The sequence below is a fragment of the Pseudomonas putida genome, from assembly GCF_030159595.1.
Classification (GTDB): Bacteria; Pseudomonadota; Gammaproteobacteria; order Pseudomonadales; family Pseudomonadaceae; genus Aquipseudomonas; species Aquipseudomonas putida_AC.
Genome location: NZ_BSKJ01000019.1, coordinates 13,035 through 34,110, shown reverse-complemented (window position 1 = coordinate 34,110; position 21,076 = coordinate 13,035). Strand labels below are relative to the sequence as shown.

The 21,076-nt window shown below is 62.2% G+C and carries 17 protein-coding genes; 15 read left to right on the top strand and 2 right to left on the bottom strand.

Annotation, left to right across the window (positions count from 1 at the left end):
• Positions 1-246 precede the first annotated feature (246 nt).
• The 5 genes from QQL85_RS26175 to QQL85_RS26155 all read left to right on the top strand — a co-directional run bounded on the left by QQL85_RS26175 (position 247) and on the right by QQL85_RS26155 (position 3,957).
• Positions 247-786 carry a TetR/AcrR family transcriptional regulator gene (locus QQL85_RS26175; protein WP_284357252.1) on the top strand — a complete coding sequence of 180 codons (540 nt, stop codon included), beginning with the start codon at positions 247-249 and terminating at the stop codon, positions 784-786.
• A 15-nt stretch (positions 787-801) separates the two neighbouring features.
• The gene (locus QQL85_RS26170) at positions 802-1,635 is read left to right on the top strand and encodes an alpha/beta fold hydrolase (RefSeq protein ID WP_284357253.1); all 834 of its coding nucleotides are present in this window, start codon (positions 802-804) and stop codon (positions 1,633-1,635) included.
• Between the two features lie 185 nt (positions 1,636-1,820).
• Positions 1,821-2,255 (top strand): acyl-CoA thioesterase, encoded by a 435-nt coding sequence (locus tag QQL85_RS26165; RefSeq protein WP_234229809.1) that lies wholly within the window; start codon positions 1,821-1,823, stop codon positions 2,253-2,255.
• A 50-nt stretch (positions 2,256-2,305) separates the two neighbouring features.
• Entirely contained in the window at positions 2,306-3,280 is a 975-nt protein-coding gene (locus QQL85_RS26160) for a tRNA dihydrouridine synthase (protein ID WP_284357254.1), read from the top strand.
• Between the two features lie 233 nt (positions 3,281-3,513).
• On the top strand, positions 3,514-3,957 hold the full coding sequence (locus QQL85_RS26155) for an Hsp20 family protein (RefSeq protein ID WP_051099848.1): 444 nt from the start codon (positions 3,514-3,516) through the stop codon (positions 3,955-3,957).
• 57 nt (positions 3,958-4,014) lie between these two features.
• On the opposite strand, the gene QQL85_RS26150 is transcribed toward QQL85_RS26155, so the two are convergent.
• The gene (locus tag QQL85_RS26150) at positions 4,015-7,311 is read right to left on the bottom strand and encodes a PAS domain S-box protein (RefSeq protein ID WP_284357255.1); all 3,297 of its coding nucleotides are present in this window, start codon (positions 7,309-7,311) and stop codon (positions 4,015-4,017) included.
• 62 nt (positions 7,312-7,373) lie between these two features.
• Positions 7,374-8,252, bottom strand: coding sequence for a LysR family transcriptional regulator (locus QQL85_RS26145; protein ID WP_284357256.1), 879 nt, complete (start codon positions 8,250-8,252; stop codon positions 7,374-7,376).
• A gap of 131 nt (positions 8,253-8,383) precedes the next feature.
• Between QQL85_RS26145 and leuC the strand changes: the two genes are divergently transcribed.
• The 10 genes from leuC (at position 8,384) to QQL85_RS26095 (ending at position 21,064) form a co-directional block, all read left to right on the top strand.
• Entirely contained in the window at positions 8,384-9,817 is a 1,434-nt protein-coding gene (gene leuC, locus QQL85_RS26140; protein ID WP_284357257.1) for a 3-isopropylmalate dehydratase large subunit, read from the top strand.
• Positions 9,814-10,458 carry a 3-isopropylmalate dehydratase small subunit gene (gene leuD / locus QQL85_RS26135; RefSeq protein WP_284357258.1) on the top strand — a complete coding sequence of 215 codons (645 nt, stop codon included), beginning with the start codon at positions 9,814-9,816 and terminating at the stop codon, positions 10,456-10,458. The genes leuC and leuD overlap by 4 nt, the downstream gene beginning before the upstream one ends.
• 147 nt (positions 10,459-10,605) lie before the next feature.
• Positions 10,606-11,370 (top strand): class I SAM-dependent methyltransferase, encoded by a 765-nt coding sequence (locus tag QQL85_RS26130; protein WP_284357259.1) that lies wholly within the window; start codon positions 10,606-10,608, stop codon positions 11,368-11,370.
• Between the two features lie 54 nt (positions 11,371-11,424).
• The gene (gene leuB, locus QQL85_RS26125) at positions 11,425-12,507 is read left to right on the top strand and encodes a 3-isopropylmalate dehydrogenase (protein ID WP_284357260.1); all 1,083 of its coding nucleotides are present in this window, start codon (positions 11,425-11,427) and stop codon (positions 12,505-12,507) included.
• Between the two features lie 63 nt (positions 12,508-12,570).
• Positions 12,571-13,683 carry an aspartate-semialdehyde dehydrogenase gene (gene asd / locus QQL85_RS26120; RefSeq protein ID WP_284357261.1) on the top strand — a complete coding sequence of 371 codons (1,113 nt, stop codon included), beginning with the start codon at positions 12,571-12,573 and terminating at the stop codon, positions 13,681-13,683.
• A gap of 177 nt (positions 13,684-13,860) precedes the next feature.
• A complete protein-coding gene (locus tag QQL85_RS26115; RefSeq protein WP_284357262.1) occupies positions 13,861-14,352 on the top strand; it encodes an RNA polymerase sigma factor in 492 nt (163 codons plus the stop codon).
• An 11-nt stretch (positions 14,353-14,363) separates the two neighbouring features.
• A complete protein-coding gene (locus QQL85_RS26110) occupies positions 14,364-15,416 on the top strand; it encodes a FecR family protein (RefSeq protein WP_349816523.1) in 1,053 nt (350 codons plus the stop codon).
• Positions 15,417-15,525: 109 nt separating this feature from the next.
• Complete coding sequence (locus QQL85_RS26105) at positions 15,526-18,654, top strand: TonB-dependent receptor domain-containing protein (RefSeq protein WP_284357264.1); 3,129 nt, start codon at positions 15,526-15,528, stop codon at positions 18,652-18,654.
• An 86-nt stretch (positions 18,655-18,740) separates the two neighbouring features.
• Complete coding sequence (locus tag QQL85_RS26100; RefSeq protein ID WP_284357265.1) at positions 18,741-19,499, top strand: Slam-dependent surface lipoprotein; 759 nt, start codon at positions 18,741-18,743, stop codon at positions 19,497-19,499.
• A 92-nt stretch (positions 19,500-19,591) separates the two neighbouring features.
• Positions 19,592-21,064, top strand: a complete 1,473-nt coding sequence (locus QQL85_RS26095) for a surface lipoprotein assembly modifier (RefSeq protein WP_284357266.1) — start codon at positions 19,592-19,594, stop codon at positions 21,062-21,064.
• Positions 21,065-21,076: the final 12 nt, after the last annotated feature.

Sequence of the window (21,076 nt, the reverse complement as noted above, 5' to 3'; positions counted from 1 at the left end):
CCCCTTCGTCTAGTGGCCTAGGACACCGCCCTTTCACGGCGGTAACAGGGGTTCGAGTCCCCTAGGGGACGCCATTTTTACCCGCGTTTTGCGGGACCTTTAAGGCTCATTCGATTATTGAATGGGCCTTTTGTTTTTCTCCCTCCCGACAAATTCGCTACCGACAGACGGCGAGAAATTCTGCTTGCCAAAAAATATGATGAGAATAATATTTCGATCATCATATTTCATTCAGTGAATGTTCAGATGAGCGACAAGAAGAGCAGAACCCGCGAACGCATTCTGGAAGCTGCCCGCAGTGCGCTGATTCAGCACGGTCCGGCCGAACCGAGCGTTAGCCAGGTGATGGGGGCGGCCGGGCTGACTGTCGGTGGGTTCTATGCCCACTTCGACAGCAAGGACGCGTTGATGCTTGAGGCGTTCCGTCAGCTGTTGGGCGAGCGTCGGGCCTTGCTGGCGCAGATCGACCCCAGCCTCGACGGCGCAGGGAGACGCGCGCTGGCCAGTGCCTTCTACCTGTCGCGTAAACACCGTGATGCCGACGTGCATGCCTGTCCGCTGCCCAACTCGCTGGGCGAGATGCAGCGCTTGCCGGAAGCCTTCCGTGAGGTGTTGGCCGAGCACATCGAGCTGATGACCGCTGCCATGGTCGATCGCCCGGAGGACGCCGACAAGGCCCTGGCCGACCTGGCGCTGATGGTCGGTGGTTTGGCCCTGGCGCGTGCCTTGGGCACCAGCGAGCTGTCTGACCGAATTCTGCGCGCCGCCAAATCGGCGGTGCTTTAACCCTGGAGCATGGCGATGACTACCCTGAGCTGGATTCGCGGTGTCAATGGCACCTTGGGCCGCCTGGCCCCCGAGCATGTCGCGGGCAAGATGCGCCGTGCCTTCATGACCCCGCGCAACTTGCCGCCGCGGGATTGGGAGCTGCCCGTGCTGGCCAGTGCCGAGCGCATTACCCTGCGCTTCGGCTTGTCTGCGTTGCGCTGGGGCAAGGGGCCGACCGTGCTGTTGATGCATGGCTGGGAAGGGCGCCCGACCCAGTTTGCCGCGTTGATCGAGACCTTGGTCCAGGCCGGGCACACGGTGGTGTCGCTGGACGGGCCGGGCCATGGCCGTTCGCCTGGCGAACAGGCAAATGTGGTGCTGTTTGCCCGGGCGCTGCTGGAGGCCGCTGCCGAGCTGCCGCCCCTGCGTGCAGTCATTGGCCATTCCATGGGTGGGGCGAGTGTGATGCTGGCGTTGCAGATGGGGTTGCGCACAGAGGCTGCGGTCAGCATTGCAGCCCCGGCGCGGCTGTTGGGTGTGTTGCGTGGTTTTGCTCATCGCCTGGGGCTGCCAGCACGGGCGCGGGCGGCGTTCATTCGCCAGATTGAGCGGGATGTGGGTATGCAGATAGCACGGCTGGATGTGACGGGTTACCAGCTGGAGCTGCCGGGCTTGGTGGTGCATGCTGCCGATGACGCCCTGGTGGCTGCCGATGAAGCGCAGGTTATTCACAAGGCCTGGTTCGACAGCCGGCTGATGCTGCTGGAGGCGGGTGGGCACCAGCGGGTGTTGTCTGACCCGCGGCTGGGTGAGGCGGTGCTCGAATTGCTTTCCCGCGCTGCTACACCGGCGCGGCAAAGCGCCTGATGGTGTTGCCTGTAGCGGCCTCATCGCCGGCAAGCCAGCTCCCACAGGCACGGCGCCAGACACAGGTATTGCACCGTAACTGTGGGAGCTGGCTTGCCGGCGATGGGGCCGGTAAATGCTCTACAAGGGCTGGACTTTTCTCCGCAGGGCGCTGCTAAATCCAGATTTCTTCCAAGGAAGCGACCATGAGCTGGGACCTGGCAACACCCTTCGTCATCGACCTGCGCGTCGGCAGCGAGGACATCGACGGCCTCGGCCACGCTAACAACGCGGTCTACGTCACCTGGCTAGAGCGCTGCGCCTGGCGTCACTCCCAGCGGCTGGGGCTGGACCTGGCCGAGTATCGGCGCCTGGACCGGGCGATGGCGGTGGTGCGCCACGAAATCGACTACCTGGCCGCCGCCTACGAGGACGACGAACTGCAACTGGCCACCTGGATCATCGATTGGGACCAGCGTCTGCGCATGACCCGTCGCTTTCAGCTCAAGCGCCCGCGTGACGGTGTAACCCTGCTGCGCGCGCAAACCACCTTTGCCTGCATCGAACTGTCCAGCGGCAAGCCCAAGCGCATGCCGGCGGAATTCGTCGATGGTTATGGTCCGGCGCTGATCGGCGCCTGAATCGCCGGCATTTTTTGTTAGACTGCCGGCTTTTTCGCCGAGACCCCGACATGCAAATTGCCCTGGCCCCCATGGAGGGGCTGGTTGACAACATCCTGCGCGACGTATTGACCCGCGTGGGCGGTATCGACTGGTGCGTCACCGAGTTCATTCGCGTGTGCGACCGCCTGCTGCCGGCGTCCTCGTTCGACAAGCTGGCGCCCGAACTGCGCCAAGGTGCGCGCACGGCTGCCGGGGTGCCCATGCGTGTGCAGTTGCTGGGCTCGGATCCCGTGTGCCTGGCGGAGAACGCCGCGCTGGCCTGCGAGCTGGGTGCACCGGTGATCGACCTGAACTTCGGCTGCCCGGCCAAAACCGTGAACAAGTCGCGCGGTGGTGCGGTGCTGCTCAAGGAGCCGGAATTGTTGCACGCCATCGTGCGCGAAGTGCGACGTGCCGTGCCGGCAGATATTCCGGTGACTTCGAAGATGCGCCTGGGCTTCGACAGCCCTGAGGGTGCACTGGAGTGCGCCACGGCGCTGGCCGAAGGCGGCTCGGCGCACCTAGTGGTGCATGCGCGGACCAAGGTCGAGGGCTACAAGCCGCCAGCGCACTGGGAGTGGGTGGCGCGGGTACAGGATGTGGTCAAGGTGCCGGTGTTCGCCAATGGCGAGATCTGGACTGTCGACGACTGGCGACGTTGCCGAGAGGTCAGCGGGGCCGAAGACATCATGCTGGGCCGTGGGCTGGTATCGCGTCCCGACCTGGGCCTGCAGATTGCCGCAGCGCGTGACGGGCGGGACTATCAGCCGATGAGCTGGGATGATTTGCTGCCACTGTTGCGTGAGTTCTGGCGCCAGGCTCAGCACAAGCTGTCGCCGCGCTATGCGCCGGGGCGGATGAAGCAGTGGTTGGCGATGCTGACTCGCAGTTATCCCGAGGCGGTGGTGCTGTTTGCCGAGCTGCGGCGGGAGGATGATTGCGCGCGGATCAGCCGGTTGCTGGGGATTGTTGAGGCTCAAGCGCTGGAAACCTGTGTAGCCTGATTCGGCTCTATCGCCGGCAAGCCAGCTCCCACAGGTACTGCACAGGCTTCAAAGGCTGCGGTGCTCCTGTGGGTGCTGGCTTGCCGGCGATAGGGCCATCAGACCCAGTGCAAAACCAGATTTTTTCTGACTCCCCCCTTGAAAGCATTTCCCCCGGCCCTATCTCTTGAGTACGCGATGCCGAAGTCGGGTCGCGTAATGACTTACTTGCTGAATCTCAGGAGTTTATGACCATGACCACTGCTTTCTCTCTCGCACCACTGTTCCGCCATTCCGTTGGTTTCGACCGTTTCAACGACCTGTTCGAATCCGCAGCACGCAATGAGGCAGGTAGCAGCTACCCGCCCTACAACGTGGAAAAGCATGGCGATGACCACTACCGCATCGTGGTTGCCGCAGCCGGTTTCCAGGAGCAGGACCTCGACCTGCAGGTCGAGAAAGGCGTCCTGACCGTGACGGGTGGCAAGCGCGACAATGGCGCCGCTGAAGTGACCTACCTGCATCAGGGTATCGCGCAACGCGCCTTCAAGTTGTCGTTCCGTCTGGCCGACCATATCGAAGTGAAGGCCGCCGGCCTGGCCAATGGCCTGCTCAGCATCGACCTGCTGCGCATCGTGCCTGAAGAAGCCAAGGCCAAGCGCATCCCGATCAATGGCGACAAGCCAGCGCTGAACTGATCGCGCTGTCATGAAGAAGGGCACCCTCGGGTGCCCTTCTTGCGTTTGCAGGCCGGTTCAGTAACCCGCCGGTGCCTCCAGCAGCATCTGCCGAAACTCCGGCAACGGCAATGGCCGGCTGTGCAGGTAACCCTGGTACAGGTGGCAGCCCAGCCGCTCGAGAAACTCCAGTTGCTCGGTCAACTCTACCCCCTCGGCAATCACGGCCAGGTCCAGGCTGCGGGCCATGGCGACGATGGCACGCACGATTTCCGCGTCGTTTGGGTCGATCGGCGCATCGCGCACGAAGGTCTGGTCGATCTTCAGTGCATCCACGGGCAGGCGCTTGAGGTAGGTCAATGAGGAATAGCCGGTGCCGAAGTCATCCATGGCAAAACTCACGCCAAAGCGCTTAAGTTCACGCATCTTGCTGATGGTGTCTTCCAGGTTCTGGATGACGATGCCTTCGGTGATTTCCAGCTTGAGCATGTGCCGAGGCAGGCGATAGTCGTCCAGGCTGCGCAGCACCCGCCCGACAAAGTCGTTCTGGCGGAACTGCCGCGGGCTGATGTTCACGCACAGGCTGAAATCGTCTGCGTCGATCAGCCCGTCGGCCAGCATGCGGGCGCAAGCATCGCAGGCTTCATCGAGAATCCAGCTGCCAACTTCCAGGATCAGGCCGCTTTCCTCCAATACCTGGATGAACTGCCCGGGTGGTTGCTGACCCAGTTGCGGGTGGTGCCAGCGCAGCAGCACCTCGGCCCCGACGATGCGGTTGTCGCGGGCATCCACCTGAGGCTGGAAGTGCAGTGCCAGTTCGCCACGGGCCAAGGCCAGGCGCAAGTCGTTTTCCATGCGCAGGCGCTCGCTGGCAGCTTTCTGCATGGTGGTGTGGAACAGCTGGGTGGTGTTGCGCCCGGAGTCCTTGGCCCGGTACAGGGCAATATCGGCACGCTTGAGCAAATCGGCCGGGGTGACGCCGTGGTCAGGGATCAGTGCCACGCCGATGCTGGGCGTTACCTGCAAGCGCTGGCCATCCAGCGACATCGGTTCGGCCAGCAGTTCGCGCAGGGTGTCGGCCAGTTCGCGCACTTTTTCCTCCACCAGCTCACGGCTGCCCTCCAGGCCACTGAGCAACACCACGAACTCGTCGCCACCCAGCCGCGCCACGGTGTCTTCCAGGCGCACGCTGGCCTCCAGGCGGGCGGTGATGATCTTCAGCACCGTGTCACCTACCGGGTGGCCCAGCGAGTCGTTGATGTGCTTGAAGTGGTCGAGGTCGAGGAACAGCAGGGCGCCGCGCAGGTTATGGCGCTTGAGCAGGGCGATCTGCTGGCTCAGGCGGTCCATCAGCAGGGCGCGGTTGGGCAGGTTGGTCAGTGGATCGTGGTAGGCCAGGTGGCGTATCTGCGCCTGGGCATTCTTCAGCTGGCTGACGTCGCGGGCGGTCAGCAGCAGGCAGTCCACTTCGTTGAGGATGATCGGCTCGACCGAGACTTCCACGGTAAGGATATCGCCGCGCTTATTGCGCCCCAGCATCTCGCGGTGGTGCACCCGGCCGCGATCGCGTAGCTCAGCCAGTAGCGCGCTGCGCTGCTTGTCGTCGGCCCAGATGCCGATCTCGTACACCGTGTGGCCGACCACTTCGGCGGAACTGTAGCCGGTCAGGCGGCAGAAACCGTCGTTGACTTCCAGGTAACGGCCGCTGTGGCGTTCGGTGATGGTGATGGCGTCGGGGCTGGAGTGGAAGGCCTTGGCGAACTTCTCCTCGCTGGACTTCAGCGCGGCCTCGGCGCGTTGCTGCTGGGTGATGTCGCGCAGGGTGGTGACGCTGCAGGGCTGGTCGTCGACGGTGATCAGGCGGCTGGAAATCACGCAGGTCAGGGGCGCGCCATTGCGGTGGTTGACCACCACGGCGACGTTGCTCAGGGCCTGTTCGCGGATCACCCGCTCGATGCGTTGCGCGCGCTCGATGGACTCGGCCCACAGGCCGATTTCCTCTGCGGTTCGGCCAAGCACCTGCTCGCTGCCCCAGCCGAAGGTCTGGGTGAACGCTGGGTTGATTTCGATGAACTGACCGGTGTCCTGGCGGGTGACGCAGATCGGGTCGGGGCTGACCTGGAACAGGCTGGCAAATTTCTCCTCCGAAGCGCTCAGTCGCTGCTCACGCTCCACCTGGTCGGTGATGTCGAGCAGGGTGCCGGCCATGCGCAGCGGGTTGCCCTGTTCGTCGCGGTACAGCCGGGCGCGGCTTTCGATGTAGCGTGAAATGCCGTTCTCCAGTTGTACCCGATAGGTGATCTGGTAGTTGCCGGCAGGCCCTTCGCGCAGGCTGCGATACGCTTGGCGCATCGAGTTGCGTTCCTGTTCCGGCACGCCCTCGAAAAATGCATCGAACGACTCATGAAAGGGGATGGGCGGTAGGCCGTGCAGCTGCGCGGCGCGGGCAGAACCGTAGAGCATGCCGCTGGGAATGTGCCAGTCCCAGGTGCCCAGCTGCGCCGAATCCAGGGCCAGGTCCAGGCGCTCCTGGCTGTCCTTCAGGGCCTGCTCGGCACGCTTGCGTTCGGTGGTGTCGACGAAGGTGCTGATAAGAAAGGTCACGCCCTCCAGCTCGATACCCTGGGTGCAGAGGATGCCGTCATGCACTTTGCCGCTGGTGGCGCGGAACTGCACCTCCATGATCAGCGGGCCGCCGTTGGCACGGGTCGATTCCATCACCTGGTGGCGTTGTTCGGGGTTGACCCACAGGCCCAGCTCCAGGCTGGTCTTGCCGATCACCTGGCTGCCGGGCCAGCCGAACATGTCCTCGAAGTGCTGGTTGACCTCGAAGATCATGCCGTCGTGGCGGCGGGTGAGCAAAATGGCATTGGGGCTGAGGTGGAAGAGCGTGGCGAAGCGCTTTTCCGAATTGATCAGCGCTGTTTCCCGCTCGCGCTGGCGGGTGATCTCGCGGATCACCCCGATCATCTGCGGCCTGCCGTGCGGGTCGTGGGTCAGGCTGCCGTTGATCTCCAGCCAGTGCAGGCTGCCGTCTGGCCAGCGGATGCGGTGGCGCATGGCCTGTTCCACCGGCTCGCCGTTGAACACTGCCTGGAACACCTGGCGTGTGCGGGCACGGTCTTCCTCGGGCAGCAGGTCGAGGTAGTCGACATCGTGGGGCAGTGGCTGCTGCGGATCGAAGCCGAACAGCGCCTGGGTGCCCCGAGACCAACTGACCCTGCCGCTTTCGATGTCCCAAAGCCAGGCACCCAAGCGCGCGCCGTTGAGCGCGGCCAGCAGTTGTGGGGCGTTCTGCCAGGCCTGTTCCGACTCCTGAGGATCGGCCGCAGGAATACGCGGCAGGCGCAAAAAGCGGTTTGCTGATTTGGGCATCGGTACCAGACCTTTGGCGTATGACGCGTCCTTGGATTCGGAAATACCTGGCTGACGGCCGGTCAGGCGGGCCCCGCGTGGCTGTCGAGCAGGGCCATGAATGCCCTGGCCGCGTTCGATAGCGTACGCTCCGTGTGCAAAATGTAGCCTAGCTGGCGCGACAGCTGTATGCCGGGCAAAGCGATGGGTGCAACCTGCTCGTCGAGCATGGTGCGAGGCAGCACGCTCCAGGCCAGGCCAATTGACACCATCATCTTGATGGTTTCCAGGTAGTTGGTGCTCATGGCGATGTTCGGCGTCAGGCCCTGGCTTTCGAACAGGCGCTGGACGATGTGGTGGGTGAACGTGTTGCCGCCGGGGAATACTGCCGGGTGGCGGGCCACATCGGCCAAGCTGACGGCATGGTTGTTGGCCAGCGGGTGCTCGGGGGCGGCCACGAAGTCCAGGGCGTCGTCCCACACGGCCACGGCCTTGATCAGGTGGTGCGGTTCGGGCGCCAGGGTGATCACGGCAATTTCGGCGCGACCATGCAGAATCTCGTCGTAGGCCTGTTCTGAATCCAGAAACTGAATATCCAGCGCCACGGCCGGGTATTGGCGGGTGAATGCCCGTAATAGCGGGGGCAGCCGGTGCAGGCCGATGTGGTGGCTGGTGGCCAGGGTCAGGCGACCGCTCACGGCCCCGGTCAGATTGGTCAGCGCCCGTCGGGTATCATCAAGGACGTTGAGGATCTGGTAGGCCCGTGGCAGCAGGGCGCGTCCGGCTTCGGTCAGGGTCACCTCGCGGCCCAGGCGGTCGAACAGGCGCACGTCCAGTTGCTGCTCCAGGCCGGCGATGCGTTTGCTGATAGCCGGCTGGGTCAGGAACAGGCGCTCCGCAGCCCCGGAAAAGCTGCCGGTTTCGGCAATCGCGATAAAGGCACTGAGATTGGCCAGGTCCATGGAGTTGTATTCCTTTGGGTTATCCAAAGCATAAAAATTATGAATTTGAGTTATTCAATCTAACCCCATAGCATCGTCCGTACAAGCCAAGGGGTCTTTGGCATAGAAAGAAGCTGATGAGGAACAGTCTGATGGCTGGCAAAACGCTCTACGACAAACTCTGGGAAGCCCATGAGGTCAAGCGCCGTGATGACGGCTCGTCCTTGATCTACATCGACCGTCACATCATTCACGAAGTGACGTCGCCCCAGGCCTTCGAAGGCCTGCGCCTGGCCAATCGCAAACCGTGGCGCATCGACACCAACATCGCAACGCCTGACCACAACGTGCCGACCACGCCAGAGCGCAAGGGCGGTATCGAGGCCATCGTCGATCAGGTGTCGCGCCTGCAGGTGCAGACCCTCGACGAGAACTGTGACGAATACGGCATCGTCGAATTCAAGATGAATGACGAGCGCCAGGGCATCGTCCACGTCATCAGCCCGGAGCAGGGCGCCACCTTGCCCGGCATGACCGTGGTCTGCGGTGACTCGCACACCTCCACCCACGGCGCATTCGGTGCCTTGGCCCATGGCATTGGCACTTCCGAGGTCGAGCATGTGCTCGCTACCCAGTGCCTGGTCGCCAAGAAGATGAAGAACATGCTGGTGCGCGTGGAAGGCCAATTGCCGGCTGGCGTTACCGCCAAGGACATCGTGCTGGCCGTGATCGGCAAGATCGGCACCGCTGGTGGCAACGGCCACGCGATGGAATTCGCGGGCAGCGCCATCCGCGAACTGTCGATGGAAGGCCGCATGACCATCTGCAACATGTCCATCGAAGCCGGTGCCCGTGTAGGCCTGGTGGCGACCGACGCTACCACCGTTGCCTATGTTGAAGGCCGCCCGTACGCGCCGAAGGGCGAGCAATGGAAGCAAGCAGTCGAGTCGTGGAAAGACCTGGTGTCGGATGACGACGCCGTGTTCGACACCGTGGTCGAACTGGATGCCAGCCAGATCAAGCCGCAAGTCAGCTGGGGCACTTCGCCCGAGATGGTGTTGGCCGTAGACCAGCGCGTACCGGACCCGGCTGCTGAAGCCGACCTGGTCAAGCGTGGCTCGATCGAGCGCGCCTTGAAGTACATGGGCCTCACCGCCAACCAGGCGATCACCGATATCCAGCTGGATCGCGTGTTCATTGGCTCGTGCACCAACTCGCGTATCGAAGACCTGCGTGCTGCGGCTGAAATCGCCAAGGGCCGCAAGGTGGCCGCTACCGTCAAACAAGCCATCGTCGTGCCCGGTTCGGGCTTGGTCAAGGCCCAGGCCGAGCGTGAAGGCCTGGACAAGATCTTCCTCGAAGCCGGTTTCGAATGGCGTGAACCAGGCTGCTCGATGTGCCTGGCGATGAACCCGGACCGCCTGGAGAGCGGCGAGCACTGCGCGTCCACCTCCAACCGTAACTTCGAAGGCCGTCAGGGCGCCGGTGGCCGTACCCACCTGGTCAGCCCGGCCATGGCCGCCGCCGCTGCGGTAGCCGGCCACTTCATCGATGTCCGCGAGTTGATCCAAGGGAGCGCAGCATGAAAGCCTTTACCCAGCACACTGGCCTCGTCGCGCCGTTGGACCGTGCCAACGTCGACACCGACCAGATCATCCCCAAGCAGTTCTTGAAGTCGATCAAGCGTACCGGCTTCGGCCCTAACCTGTTCGACGAATGGCGTTACCTGGATGTGGGTCAGCCCTATCAGGACAACAGCAAGCGCCCGGTGAACCAGGAGTTCGTGCTTAACCACGAGCGTTACCAAGGTGCCAGCGTGTTGCTGGCGCGGGAAAACTTCGGTTGCGGTTCCAGCCGAGAGCACGCGCCTTGGGCGCTGGACGAGTATGGCTTCCGCAGCATCATTGCGCCGAGCTTTGCCGACATCTTCTTCAACAACAGCTTCAAGAATGGCTTGCTGCCGATCATCCTCAGCGATGAGGAAGTGGACGAGCTGTTCAAGCAGGTCGAAGCCACCCCTGGCTACCAGCTGACCGTCGACCTGCAAGCGCAGGCGGTGACCCGCCCGGATGGCAAAGTGCTGCACTTCGAGATCGATGCCTTCCGCAAGCACTGCCTGCTCAACGGCCTGGACGATATCGGCCTGACCTTGCAGGACAGCGACGCAATCAAGGCCTTCGAAGGCAAGCACCGCGCCGGGCAGCCTTGGCTGTTTCGGGATGCCTGAAGTATGTAGATGACAGTGCCGGCCTCTTTGCGGGCAAGCCCGCTCCCACAGGGAAATCACGAGCCTTGAGGGCAACGCTGTACCTGTGGGAGCGGGCTTGCCCGCGAAAGGGCCGGAACAGGCCACGAAAAGCATAAGGATCCAGTCATGACCAGCACCAACCATACCGACGTGGTCCAGCGCCAGTTCGGCGAACAGGCCAGCGCCTACCTCAGCAGTGCCGTGCATGCCCAGGGCAGTGAATTCGCCCTGCTGCAGGCCGAGCTGGCGGAGCAGGGCAATGCCCGCGTGCTGGACCTGGGCTGTGGTGCCGGTCATGTCAGTTTCCACGTTGCCCCGCTGGTGAGCGAAGTGGTCGCCTACGACCTGTCGCAGTCCATGCTCGACGTGGTCGCCAGCGCTGCCGCCGAGCGTGGCCTGGCCAATATCACCACCGAACGCGGTGCCGCCGAACGCCTGCCGTTCGCCGATGCCTCGTTCGATTTCGTCTTCAGCCGCTACTCGGCCCACCACTGGAGTGACCTGGGCCTGGCCCTGCGCGAAGTGCGCCGGGTGCTCAAGCCGGGTGGCGTGGCGGCGTTCATTGACGTGATGTCGCCGGGCAGCCCGCTGCTCGACACCTACCTGCAAACGGTCGAGGTGCTGCGCGACACCAGCCATGTGCGTGACTACTCTGCCGCCGAATGGCAACGCCAGGTCAGCGAAGCCGGCCTGCATGTGCGCAGCCACGCTCGCCAGCCGCTGCGCCTGGAGTGGACCACTTGGGTCGAGCGCATGCGCACCCCCGAGCCGATGCGCGTGGCCATCCGCCAATTGCAGCAAGCCATGGGCGAAGAAGTACGGCAGTATTACCAGATCGAGGCCGATGGCTCGTTCAGCACCGATGTGCTGGTGTTGTGGGCCGAGCGTTAAGCACTTTTCGGTGGGGCCCGTTTGGCCGCACCGCGTGAATGGATAGAGGAAAGCATGAGCAAGCAGATTCTGATTCTCCCAGGTGACGGTATTGGCCCGGAAATCATGGCCGAAGCGGTCAAGGTGCTGGAGCTGGCCAACGACAAGTTCCAGCTCGGTTTCAGCCTGGAACACGACGTGATCGGTGGCGCCGCCATCGACAAGCACGGCGTGCCGCTGGCCGACGAAACCCTGGCGCGTGCACGCAAGGCCGATGCCGTGCTGCTGGGCGCCGTGGGCGGGCCGAAGTGGGACAAGATCGAGCGCGACATCCGCCCGGAGCGCGGCTTGCTGAAAATCCGTTCGCAGCTGGGCCTGTTCGCCAACCTGCGCCCGGCCATCCTCTACCCGCAACTGGCCGATGCCTCCTCGCTCAAGCCGGAAATCGTTTCGGGCCTGGATATCCTGATCGTCCGTGAGCTCACCGGCGGTATCTACTTCGGTGCCCCGCGTGGTCAGCGCGAGCTGGAAGGTGGCGAGCGCCAGGCCTACGACACCCTGCCGTACAGCGAAAGCGAAGTGCGCCGTATTGCCCGTGTCGGCTTCGACATGGCCCGTGTGCGTGGCAAGAAGCTGTGCTCGGTGGACAAAGCCAACGTCCTGGCCTCCAGCCAGCTGTGGCGTGAAGTGGTCGAAGACGTGGCCAAGGACTACCCGGACGTGGAGCTGAGCCACATGTATGTGGACAACGCCGCCATGCAGCTGGTGCGTGCACCCAAGCAGTTCGACGTGATGGTGACCGACAACATGTTCGGTGACATTCTGTCGGATGAAGCTTCCATGCTGACCGGTTCCATCGGCATGCTGCCTTCAGCGTCGCTGGATGCCGACAACAAGGGCATGTACGAGCCGTGCCACGGCTCGGCGCCGGACATCGCAGGCCTTGGCATCGCCAACCCGCTGGCGACCATCCTGTCGGTGTCGATGATGCTGCGTTACAGCTTCAATCAGACGGCTGCCGCCGAGGCGATCGAGACGGCTGTGAGCGTGGTCCTGGACCAGGGCCTGCGCACCGGCGACATCTTCTCGGACGGCTGCCGCAAAGTGGGTACGCAGGAAATGGGCGACGCAGTAGTCGCAGCGCTGCGGAATCTGTAATCTCTCTGGCCCGCCACCCAAAATTCCTGGGGGCGGCCCACTTTTAGCAAAGGTGTAGTTGCGATGAAACGTGTAGGTCTGATCGGTTGGCGCGGTATGGTCGGTTCCGTGCTCATGCAGCGGATGCTGGAGGAGCAGGACTTCGACCTTATTGAGCCGGTGTTCTTCACTACCTCCAATGTTGGCGGCCAGGGCCCGAACGTGGGCAAGGATACAGCGCCGCTCAAGGACGCTTATTCGATTGAAGAGCTCAAGACCCTCGACGTGATCCTGACCTGCCAGGGCGGCGACTACACCAACGAGGTCTTCCCCAAGCTGCGTGAAGCCGGCTGGCAGGGTTACTGGATCGATGCCGCCTCGTCCCTGCGCATGCAGGATGACGCGGTGATCATCCTCGACCCGGTCAACCGCAAGGTCATCGACCAGCAACTGGACGCGGGCACCAAGAACTACATCGGCGGCAACTGCACCGTCAGCCTGATGCTGATGGGCTTGGGCGGCCTGTTCGAGGCCGGCCTGGTCGAGTGGATGAGCGCCATGACCTACCAGGCAGCCTCGGGTGCCGGCGCGCAGAACATGCGTGAGCTGATCAAGCAGATGGGTGCCACCCATGCTGCCGTTGCCGATGACCTGGCCAACCCGGCCAGCGCCATTCTCGACATCGACCGCAAGGTTGCCGAGGCCATGCGCAGCGACGCATTCCCCACCGAGAACTTCGGTGTGCCGCTGGCGGGCAGCCTGATCCCATGGATCGACAAGGAGCTGCCGAACGGCCAGAGCCGCGAAGAGTGGAAGGCCCAGGCCGAGACCAACAAGATCCTCGGCCGCTTCAAGAGCCCGATCCCGGTCGACGGTATCTGCGTGCGTATCGGCGCCATGCGCTGCCACAGCCAGGCGCTGACCATCAAGCTGAACAAAGACGTACCGATCGCCGACATCGAAGGCATGATCAGCCAGCACAACCCTTGGGTGAAGCTGGTGCCGAACCAGCGTGAAATCAGCATGCAGGAACTGGCCCCGACCAAGGTCACCGGTACCTTGAACATCCCGGTTGGCCGCCTGCGCAAGCTGAACATGGGCTCGCAGTACCTGGGCGCGTTCACCGTAGGTGACCAGCTGCTGTGGGGCGCCGCCGAGCCGCTGCGCCGCATGCTGCGGATTTTGCTGGAGCGTTGATCGTTCTGGAGTGACTGAAACCCGCGCTGGCGACAGCGCGGGTTTTTTTATAGGTGTAAATACGGATCAGCCTTTTTGTAACAGCGGCAGGAAGAGTGGCAAATCGCCTAGAATAACGAGAAATATTCTCATTATAATCAGCCTCCCCAGTTTGCCTGAGCATAGGAACGTGCTGACGTGCTGGAACAACTCTTCAACGAACACGCCTCCGCCTTGCACCGCTACCTGCTGCGCAAGAACTGCACGCCAACCCTGGCGTCGGACATCGTCCAGGAAACCTTCCTGCGGCTGGCGCAGATGGAAGGCGTAGAGCGGTTGCTTGCCACCCCGGCCTACCTGTTCCGCGTTGCCCACAACCTGATGATCGACCATCATCGGCGTTATGGCAGCAAGCGTTACGAGGCTGAGCCAGCCAGCATTTTTGATGGCCTCATCGATGAAGCCAGTTCGCCAGAGGACCAAGCCTTCGGCGCCCTGGAGCTGGAGCGCCTGCACGCAACCCTGGAGTTGCTGCCCGAGCGTACCCGCGACGTGTTCCTGCTGTGCCGGGTAGAGGGCATGACGCACAAAGAGGCCGCCCAGTATTTACGGATTTCCACCAGCTCTGTACAAAAACACTTGGCCAGCGCGTTGGCCAGGATTGGCCGAGGGCTTGAACCTGACCAGTAGACCAGGCGCAAGTGCTGACCTGGCCGGGCCACCAGAAAAACACCAACAGGCAGCATCACCGTACCGTGAACCCCACAGAACCAGTTGATCCGATCGAGCGCAAAGCCGCCGACTGGGTCATGAAACACCGTCAAGGTCGCCTCGGCCCCGCCGAGCAAGCGGCTTATCGGCGTTGGCTGGAGGCCGACCCCCGGCATGCAGCCATCGCCCAGCGCCTTGACCGGGCGTGGCAGGTCAGTGCAGCGCTGCGCCAGGGGTATGTCAGGCCAGCACGCCCGGCCCGCGCTGCCGGGCCGCTGGGCTGGCTACAGGCCGCATGGCAGCGGCCCTGGGCCAGCGGTGGCGCGCTCAGCGGGTTGGCCATGGCCTGTTGGCTATGGCTGGCGCCGCCTTTCTGGCTGCAAGGCCTTGGCGCCGACTACCAGACCGGCTATGGCGAGGTACGCCATGTCACGCTGAATGACGGCAGCCAGGTCGAGCTCGGCAGCCGCAGCATTCTCAGCATCGCCTATGACGGGCAACGGCGGACTGTGCGCCTGAAGCGCGGCGAGGCGGTGTTCAGCCCTTCACCGGTGGGTGAGGCCGAGCCACGGCCATTCACGGTCAGCACGCCAGGAGCAACCGTGACGGCTCGCGGGACCCGCTACCTGGTCGCGGTCGACCAGGACGAACGCTCCGGTTGGGTGGGCGTGCTGCAGCACAGTGTCGAGATCAACCTGGTATCCCATGGGCTGAACGATGTATCGGCTTCTGCCGTGTTGCAGGAAGGCGACAGCCTGTACTTCGGCCCGCATGCCGGGCTGAGGCCGCTTGAGCAATCCCCTGAGGAGTTGGCCAGCTGGCAGGAGGGCAGGGTAGTACTGCGCCAGAAAACCCTGGCCCAGGCGGCCGAGCAGTTGGGCCGTTATCGCGCGGGCCTGACGGTGGTGCGCGGCGAAGCGCTGCGGCGCTTGCCGGTGAGTGCCGTGGCACGGATCGACCACGTCGATGATGCCCTCAGACAACTGGCCAGCCAGGCGCACGCCCGGGTACTGGAGCTTCCAGGCGTATTGCTCATTTACTGATCTAAAAAATATATTTAATAGATCATATCGCTCTACTGCGTTTTCCAGCTTCGCACGTTACTGAATGCAAATAACTCTTATTTGTCTTTAGCTAGGGTGCTTGGAAACGATGTCAAAGGGAGCTTCAGGGCGTTTTGCCCCTCAACGTGGAAAGCTGAGCCTGGGAATTCAGCTGGCGCTGTTGGCCTGCTGCGGCGCCACGCCGGTAATGCCTGCCATGGCCGCCAGCGACCCGGCCGCCGCCGCGCAGGCCGGCCAGTACCATCAGTTCGATGTGAAGGGCGGGGCACTTGAAGATGCCATGCTACAGCTGGCGCGTCAGGCGGGCGCTGAGCTTTACCTGACCGGCGACGCCTTCAATGGCCTGTACGCCAACCCGGTGCAGGGTCGTTTCTCTCTGGACAGTGCGCTCAAGCAATTGCTGAGTGGTTTGCCGATCAGCTTCAGCCTGAGTGGCGGGCCCGACCGCCCGGTGATCCATCTGCAATCGGCCACCAGCGCTGGCACCGATGACCTGCACCCGACCTACGTCTACAGTCAGCGTGACGGCCGTACGCGGGACGAGAAGGGCTACAGCGACATCTACGACCAGGACATTTCCACCGTCTACGCCGGCAAGGAGCAGATCGAGCGCTACAAGGGCGCCGCCCCCGCCGACGTGTTCAAGGGCATGCTCAACGTTTACAGCGGCGACGCCCGCAACAGCGGTGCCCTGGACCCGAACGTACGCGGCATTCAGGGCCCTGGCCGGGTGCCGCTGACCATCGACGGCACCGAGCAGGCGCTGACCGTGTACCGCGGCTACATGGGCGCCAACAACCGCAACTACATCGACCCCAACCTGATCGGTTCGATCAAGGTAATCAAGGGGCCGAACCTGGAGCGCAATGTCTACAGCGGCGTGGGTGGTGCGGTGGTGGCCAATACCCTCAGCGTCGATGACATCCTCAAGGAAGGCGAGGCATTCGGCGGCGAGTTCAAGATCGAGGGCAGCAACAATTCGGTATCGCCGAAGCTGCCCACCTTGATGACTGGGCAGATGCCGGGTGCGGATTACCAGTACATCCCGGTCAACTCCTATTACGACCCGGCGTTGTACAAACACCCGCGCACGAGTAGCAGCAATGACCTGTTGTCGAGTGACGACAAGGCGTACCGGCTGGCGCTGGGGACGCGACAGGAGCATTTCGACCTGATGGGCGCCTATGCCTATCGGGAAAAGGGTAACCACTACGCGGGCAAGAACAAGAGCAGTTACTACTCCAGTGGCGAGCTGGTGGATGGCAAGTGGGACTATGTGCCCAACCTGGCGCGCATCTACAAGCCCGGCGACGAAGTGCCCAACAGCTCCAGCAAGATGGAATCGTGGCTGGCCAAGGCCACCTGGAAGATCGACGAAGGCCAGAGCCTGGAGTTCGGCTACCGCGCCACCGACTCGTTGTATGGCGAGATCCTGCCTTCGCGTATTTCCTTCTTCACCCCGGGCAGTACCTATGATGCCGCGACCTACGGTGTGCCGCAGTGGCCGCTGAGCCATGTGGACAGCAAGGCCTATAACCTCGAGTACAAGCTCAACCCGGACGACAACCGTTGGGTCGACTTCTATTCCAACCTGTGGATGACGCGAACCGTTAGCGATACCTACAGCTCGGGTGGTGTGCCCAATGAAACCACGATGCAGAACCGCGAGTTTCGCAACACGGCCGTGGCCAATGCCAAGCATGACCGTGCAGGGCTCACGGTCAGCAACAAGCTCAAGCTGCTGGACAGTCTTGATCTGACCCTGGGTGGCAGCTACCAGCATGAAAAACTGAGTTCGGGTGACAGCATGTTAGACCCGAGCACGTTCGGGGCAACGCGACTGTTTCCAAGGGCAGGGCGACGTGAGGAGCAGGAGTACAACTTCAACTTTGACTGGCAGCCGGTTTCGTTTGCGCGCTTTACGGCGGGTGGTCGTTATTCCTCGTATTGGTCGTTCGACGATTTTCTCAGTAAGCGGCAGCGTGATACGGGTGTGACTACCCAGTACGTGCAGACCGGTAGACAGGTCACGTACTCCACGAGCAGGCAACTGTCGGATGCAGAGTGGCGTGCGGCTGTGGACGAGAACATCGCGGGCAACCAATGGGTATGGGAGATGTTTGGTTATACCGAGGAGCAGATACAGGCAGACATTGAAGCGACGGAAGTCAATACACCGCGCTCAGTAACGACCCAGCACACGGCAGACTGGGCGCATGACGGAAAAGGGCGATATCAGCGCAGTAACAACCCGTGTATCGCAGCCGCAGCGGCTGGCGATATAGAGGGATGCACCGCCACGTTCTATGACGGTTCACCGGGCTACGTCGACAACGAGGGCAATCTGGTCAACCAAACGGTCGACACCTCGGCCAAGCACCGCAGGGATCAAGGCTGGGTACCTAATCTCTCGGCGACTTTCTTTACCTCGGAGAATGGCCGGTTCTATTTACGTTACAGCGAAGCGATTCGTTATCCGAGCATGTTTGAAAGTACCGTTGGCTTCTCTGCGTCACTGACGCCTTGGCAGCTGGAACCGGAACATGCACATAACTACGAAGTGGCTTACATTCACAGTCTCAGTGGTTGGCTAGGCAGTGAGCAAGCGGATGTCAAGCTTACCTACTATCACAACACCACGGATAACGTCATTGAGCGCAGCCCGCAACTGGTGTTCTCCAATGTTGAGAAACAGACGACGGCAGGTATCGAATTACAAGGCCGGTACGACAATGGCGGTTTCTTTACCGACGTGAGCGTGGCGCATGTGCTTAAAAATAAAGTGTGCGATGAAAACTCGGCCATGCAGCTGGATGCTAACGGCGGCATCGCCAATTGCGTGGATGATGGGTTCCTCGGGGGTTATCTAGTGGGCATGGCCATGCCTGAATGGTCTGCCAATCTTGGCTTGGGAGCGCGTTTCTTCGACCGTCGTCTGGAGGTCGGTGGGCGTGTCATTTACTACAAAGGGCACGACAGCAAATTCCATAGCAATTACAGCGGCAATCCCATGGTCTCGTATTACCTCAATACGCCGTTGTCGTGGGATGACATTGTGACCTACGACGCGTATGTCAATTATAAAGTGACGGACGACGTCAGTGTCGAATTGGTCGGTACCAACCTGAGCAACCTTTATTATCTGGATCCCTTGACGCGTTCGGCCATGCCCGCGCCAGGGCGAACGTTGAAAATCGGTTTGACTGCAAACTTCTAAGGTGGAATGACTATGGACGGGTGAATACGCCGAATGTCGGACGTGCTTGTGTGTTGGATACTATTAACTTATCAATGGATTATGAAATGAAAGCGTTCAATGTTTCCGTACTTGCAGTTGCACTTCTGGGCCTGGTTGGCGTTGCGCAGGCTGACGTATCCTCGGGGCAGAGCTACGCGGGCTCCATCGTAGTAGGTGGCTCCCAAGGCAACTCCACCAATCACCCTGGTGAAGCGGGTGCGCCAGCCGTGGGTGTGACGGCTTTCTACGGCGGTGCAAAAGTTGGCTTCAGCGGCCTCAAGGGCATGGTTGCTGCTGACACCAATGGTGTAACCACCATTACCCCGGCCATGATGCCGGCATCGCACTCCGCCCTCGGCAACTTCGACTTCAAGCAGGTTTCCACGCAACACGTCTACTTTGGCGAGTGGTCGCAAAACGGCACCAACAATGACCCGACCCGTGTTGTCTACTACTCCGGCGACACCACCGGCCGGGTGCTGCCGACCACCAATGTTTCCTATGCAGTTCAGGGCATCAGCAACTACTCCGGTGCCAACCTGATGTCGGGTGAGATGAATGCAACGTTTGGTGCGGCAGCGCCGAAGCTCACCGGCTACGTCGGCAATAGCGCGCTGAGAGTCACTGTGGATGCCACCATCAACAAAACGAATGCATCCTTCTCGGGTACCTCCAAGGCCGTGAACCCGAGCAACAACGCGCAGCTGTCGGCGGGCACTACCCAAGGTAGCTTCTTCGGCGCCGGCGCCACTGCCTCCCTGGCCGGCATCGCCAAGTTCGAAAACCGCAACTACGACACCGCTTTCGGTGGCGTGAAGAAGTAAGCCGACCCGCTTGATGCTGGTCAGTCAAGCGCAAGCAGGGTTGCCACGCAGCCCTGCTTGCAGCTATTTCAAGGCACCCCGAGAGCCGAGCAATGCCCCAGCCTTCACGCCTGCATTACCTGTTGCTGCTTTACCTCCCACTTGCTTTCCCCTCTATTACCCAGGCCGACCAGGACACCAACCTGCGCCTGAACCAGAGCATCGAATACCGCGCCAACCGCCAGGAGCGTGAACTGCTCAAGGATGAAATCGCCGGCACCACGCTGGTCATCGATGGCCAGACCTACCGGGTGGAGAACAACCTCGACGACCTCGGCCGCGCCCTCTATGTTTCGGTACAGCGCCAGCAATGGGCCGATGTAACCGCGTTCCGCGCCCGCTACGTTGCACTGCCGGGCCACGACCCGATGCTGCTGGCCTACGCCGATGGCGCACTGGCCCGTTCTCGTGGTGACCTGGAACAGGCCGAGGCGCACTACCGCCAGTTGCTGGCGCTGCAGGGCGACTTTCTCCCCGGCCAACTGGAACTGGCCCGGGTACTGTTCGAAAACCGCAAGGACCGCGAATCTACCGACGCCTTTCGCCAGATCAGCCAAAGCCTTGGCCCGGCGGATGCGCGCAACCAGGGCCTGGCCAATACCGTCGACAGCTTCATCGAGGCACTGGACCACCGCGAAAGCTGGCAAGGCTCGCTGGCCGTTGGCCCAACCTGGAACGACAACCTCAACCAGTCCTCGGAAAGCACCACCCACTACCGCCTGGAAACCAGCGACGGGGTGTACCTGGTCGAGCGCACGATGCCCAAGGCGGTGTCGGCACAGGGCATCGACTACGAAGCCACCTTGAACAAGCGCGTTGCGCTGTCCGGCCACCATGGCGTGTTTGCCCGGGCGCTGGCCTATGGGCAGGCCTACGACAAAGAGGCCAAGTACAACGAAGACACCTTTATCGGTAACACCGGCTACAGCTATCAGGACGGGCGCAACCAGTACAGCTTGGGCCCGCAGTTCGAATACAACCGCATCGGCAGCGACCCGATGTACTCGGCCTGGGGCCTGCGCGGTGAATGGATGCACAACCTTTCGGCCACGCGCATGCTCAAGCTGGAAGGCGAATACAAGGACATGGCCTACCGCCGCCAGGCCGCGGACACCTATGACGGCAGCGCCGCCTCCGTGTACGCCACCCTGTGGCAAGCCCTGCCGCAGCAGTGGGTGCTGTTCGGCGGTTTCGACCTCACCGACCGCAACACCCGCGATGCCACCGAGGCCTACTTTCAGAGGGGCCTGCGCCTGGGCGTCGCCAAGGACTTCGACATCGGCCTGAGCACCGTGCTGTTCGCCTCCTGGCGCACCCGCCAGTACGACGCCTACAGCGCCTTGCTCGATGACCGGCGCCATGAGGAAGAGCAGGGCTATACCTTTATCGTGCGCGCCCCCGGCCTGGCCTTCCACGACCTGGTGCCCAGCCTTACGTTCAAATACAACAAAGTGAACAGCAACGTCGACTGGCTGTACAGCTGGGAGCGCAACAGCGTCAGCCTCAAGCTGGAGAAGCAGTTCTGAAGAGCGGCACAT

Excerpts from the sequence above, each read along its gene's own strand:
- QQL85_RS26145 (WP_284357256.1), bottom strand. The coding sequence starts at position 8,252 with ATGGACCTGGCCAATCTCAGTGCCTTTATCGCGATTGCCGAAACCGGC.
- leuD (WP_284357258.1), top strand. The coding sequence starts at position 9,814 with ATGAAAGCCTTTACCCAGCACACTGGCCTCGTCGCGCCGTTGGACCGT.
- leuB (WP_284357260.1), top strand. The coding sequence starts at position 11,425 with ATGAGCAAGCAGATTCTGATTCTCCCAGGTGACGGTATTGGCCCGGAA.
- asd (WP_284357261.1), top strand. The coding sequence starts at position 12,571 with ATGAAACGTGTAGGTCTGATCGGTTGGCGCGGTATGGTCGGTTCCGTG.
- QQL85_RS26160 (WP_284357254.1), top strand. The coding sequence starts at position 2,306 with ATGCAAATTGCCCTGGCCCCCATGGAGGGGCTGGTTGACAACATCCTG.
- QQL85_RS26155 (WP_051099848.1), top strand. The coding sequence starts at position 3,514 with ATGACCACTGCTTTCTCTCTCGCACCACTGTTCCGCCATTCCGTTGGT.
- QQL85_RS26175 (WP_284357252.1), top strand. The coding sequence starts at position 247 with ATGAGCGACAAGAAGAGCAGAACCCGCGAACGCATTCTGGAAGCTGCC.
- QQL85_RS26130 (WP_284357259.1), top strand. The coding sequence starts at position 10,606 with ATGACCAGCACCAACCATACCGACGTGGTCCAGCGCCAGTTCGGCGAA.
- QQL85_RS26095 (WP_284357266.1), top strand. The coding sequence starts at position 19,592 with ATGCCCCAGCCTTCACGCCTGCATTACCTGTTGCTGCTTTACCTCCCA.
- QQL85_RS26100 (WP_284357265.1), top strand. The coding sequence starts at position 18,741 with ATGAAAGCGTTCAATGTTTCCGTACTTGCAGTTGCACTTCTGGGCCTG.
- QQL85_RS26150 (WP_284357255.1), bottom strand. The coding sequence starts at position 7,311 with ATGCCCAAATCAGCAAACCGCTTTTTGCGCCTGCCGCGTATTCCTGCG.
- QQL85_RS26170 (WP_284357253.1), top strand. The coding sequence starts at position 802 with ATGACTACCCTGAGCTGGATTCGCGGTGTCAATGGCACCTTGGGCCGC.
- QQL85_RS26165 (WP_234229809.1), top strand. The coding sequence starts at position 1,821 with ATGAGCTGGGACCTGGCAACACCCTTCGTCATCGACCTGCGCGTCGGC.
- leuC (WP_284357257.1), top strand. The coding sequence starts at position 8,384 with ATGGCTGGCAAAACGCTCTACGACAAACTCTGGGAAGCCCATGAGGTC.
- QQL85_RS26105 (WP_284357264.1), top strand. The coding sequence starts at position 15,526 with ATGTCAAAGGGAGCTTCAGGGCGTTTTGCCCCTCAACGTGGAAAGCTG.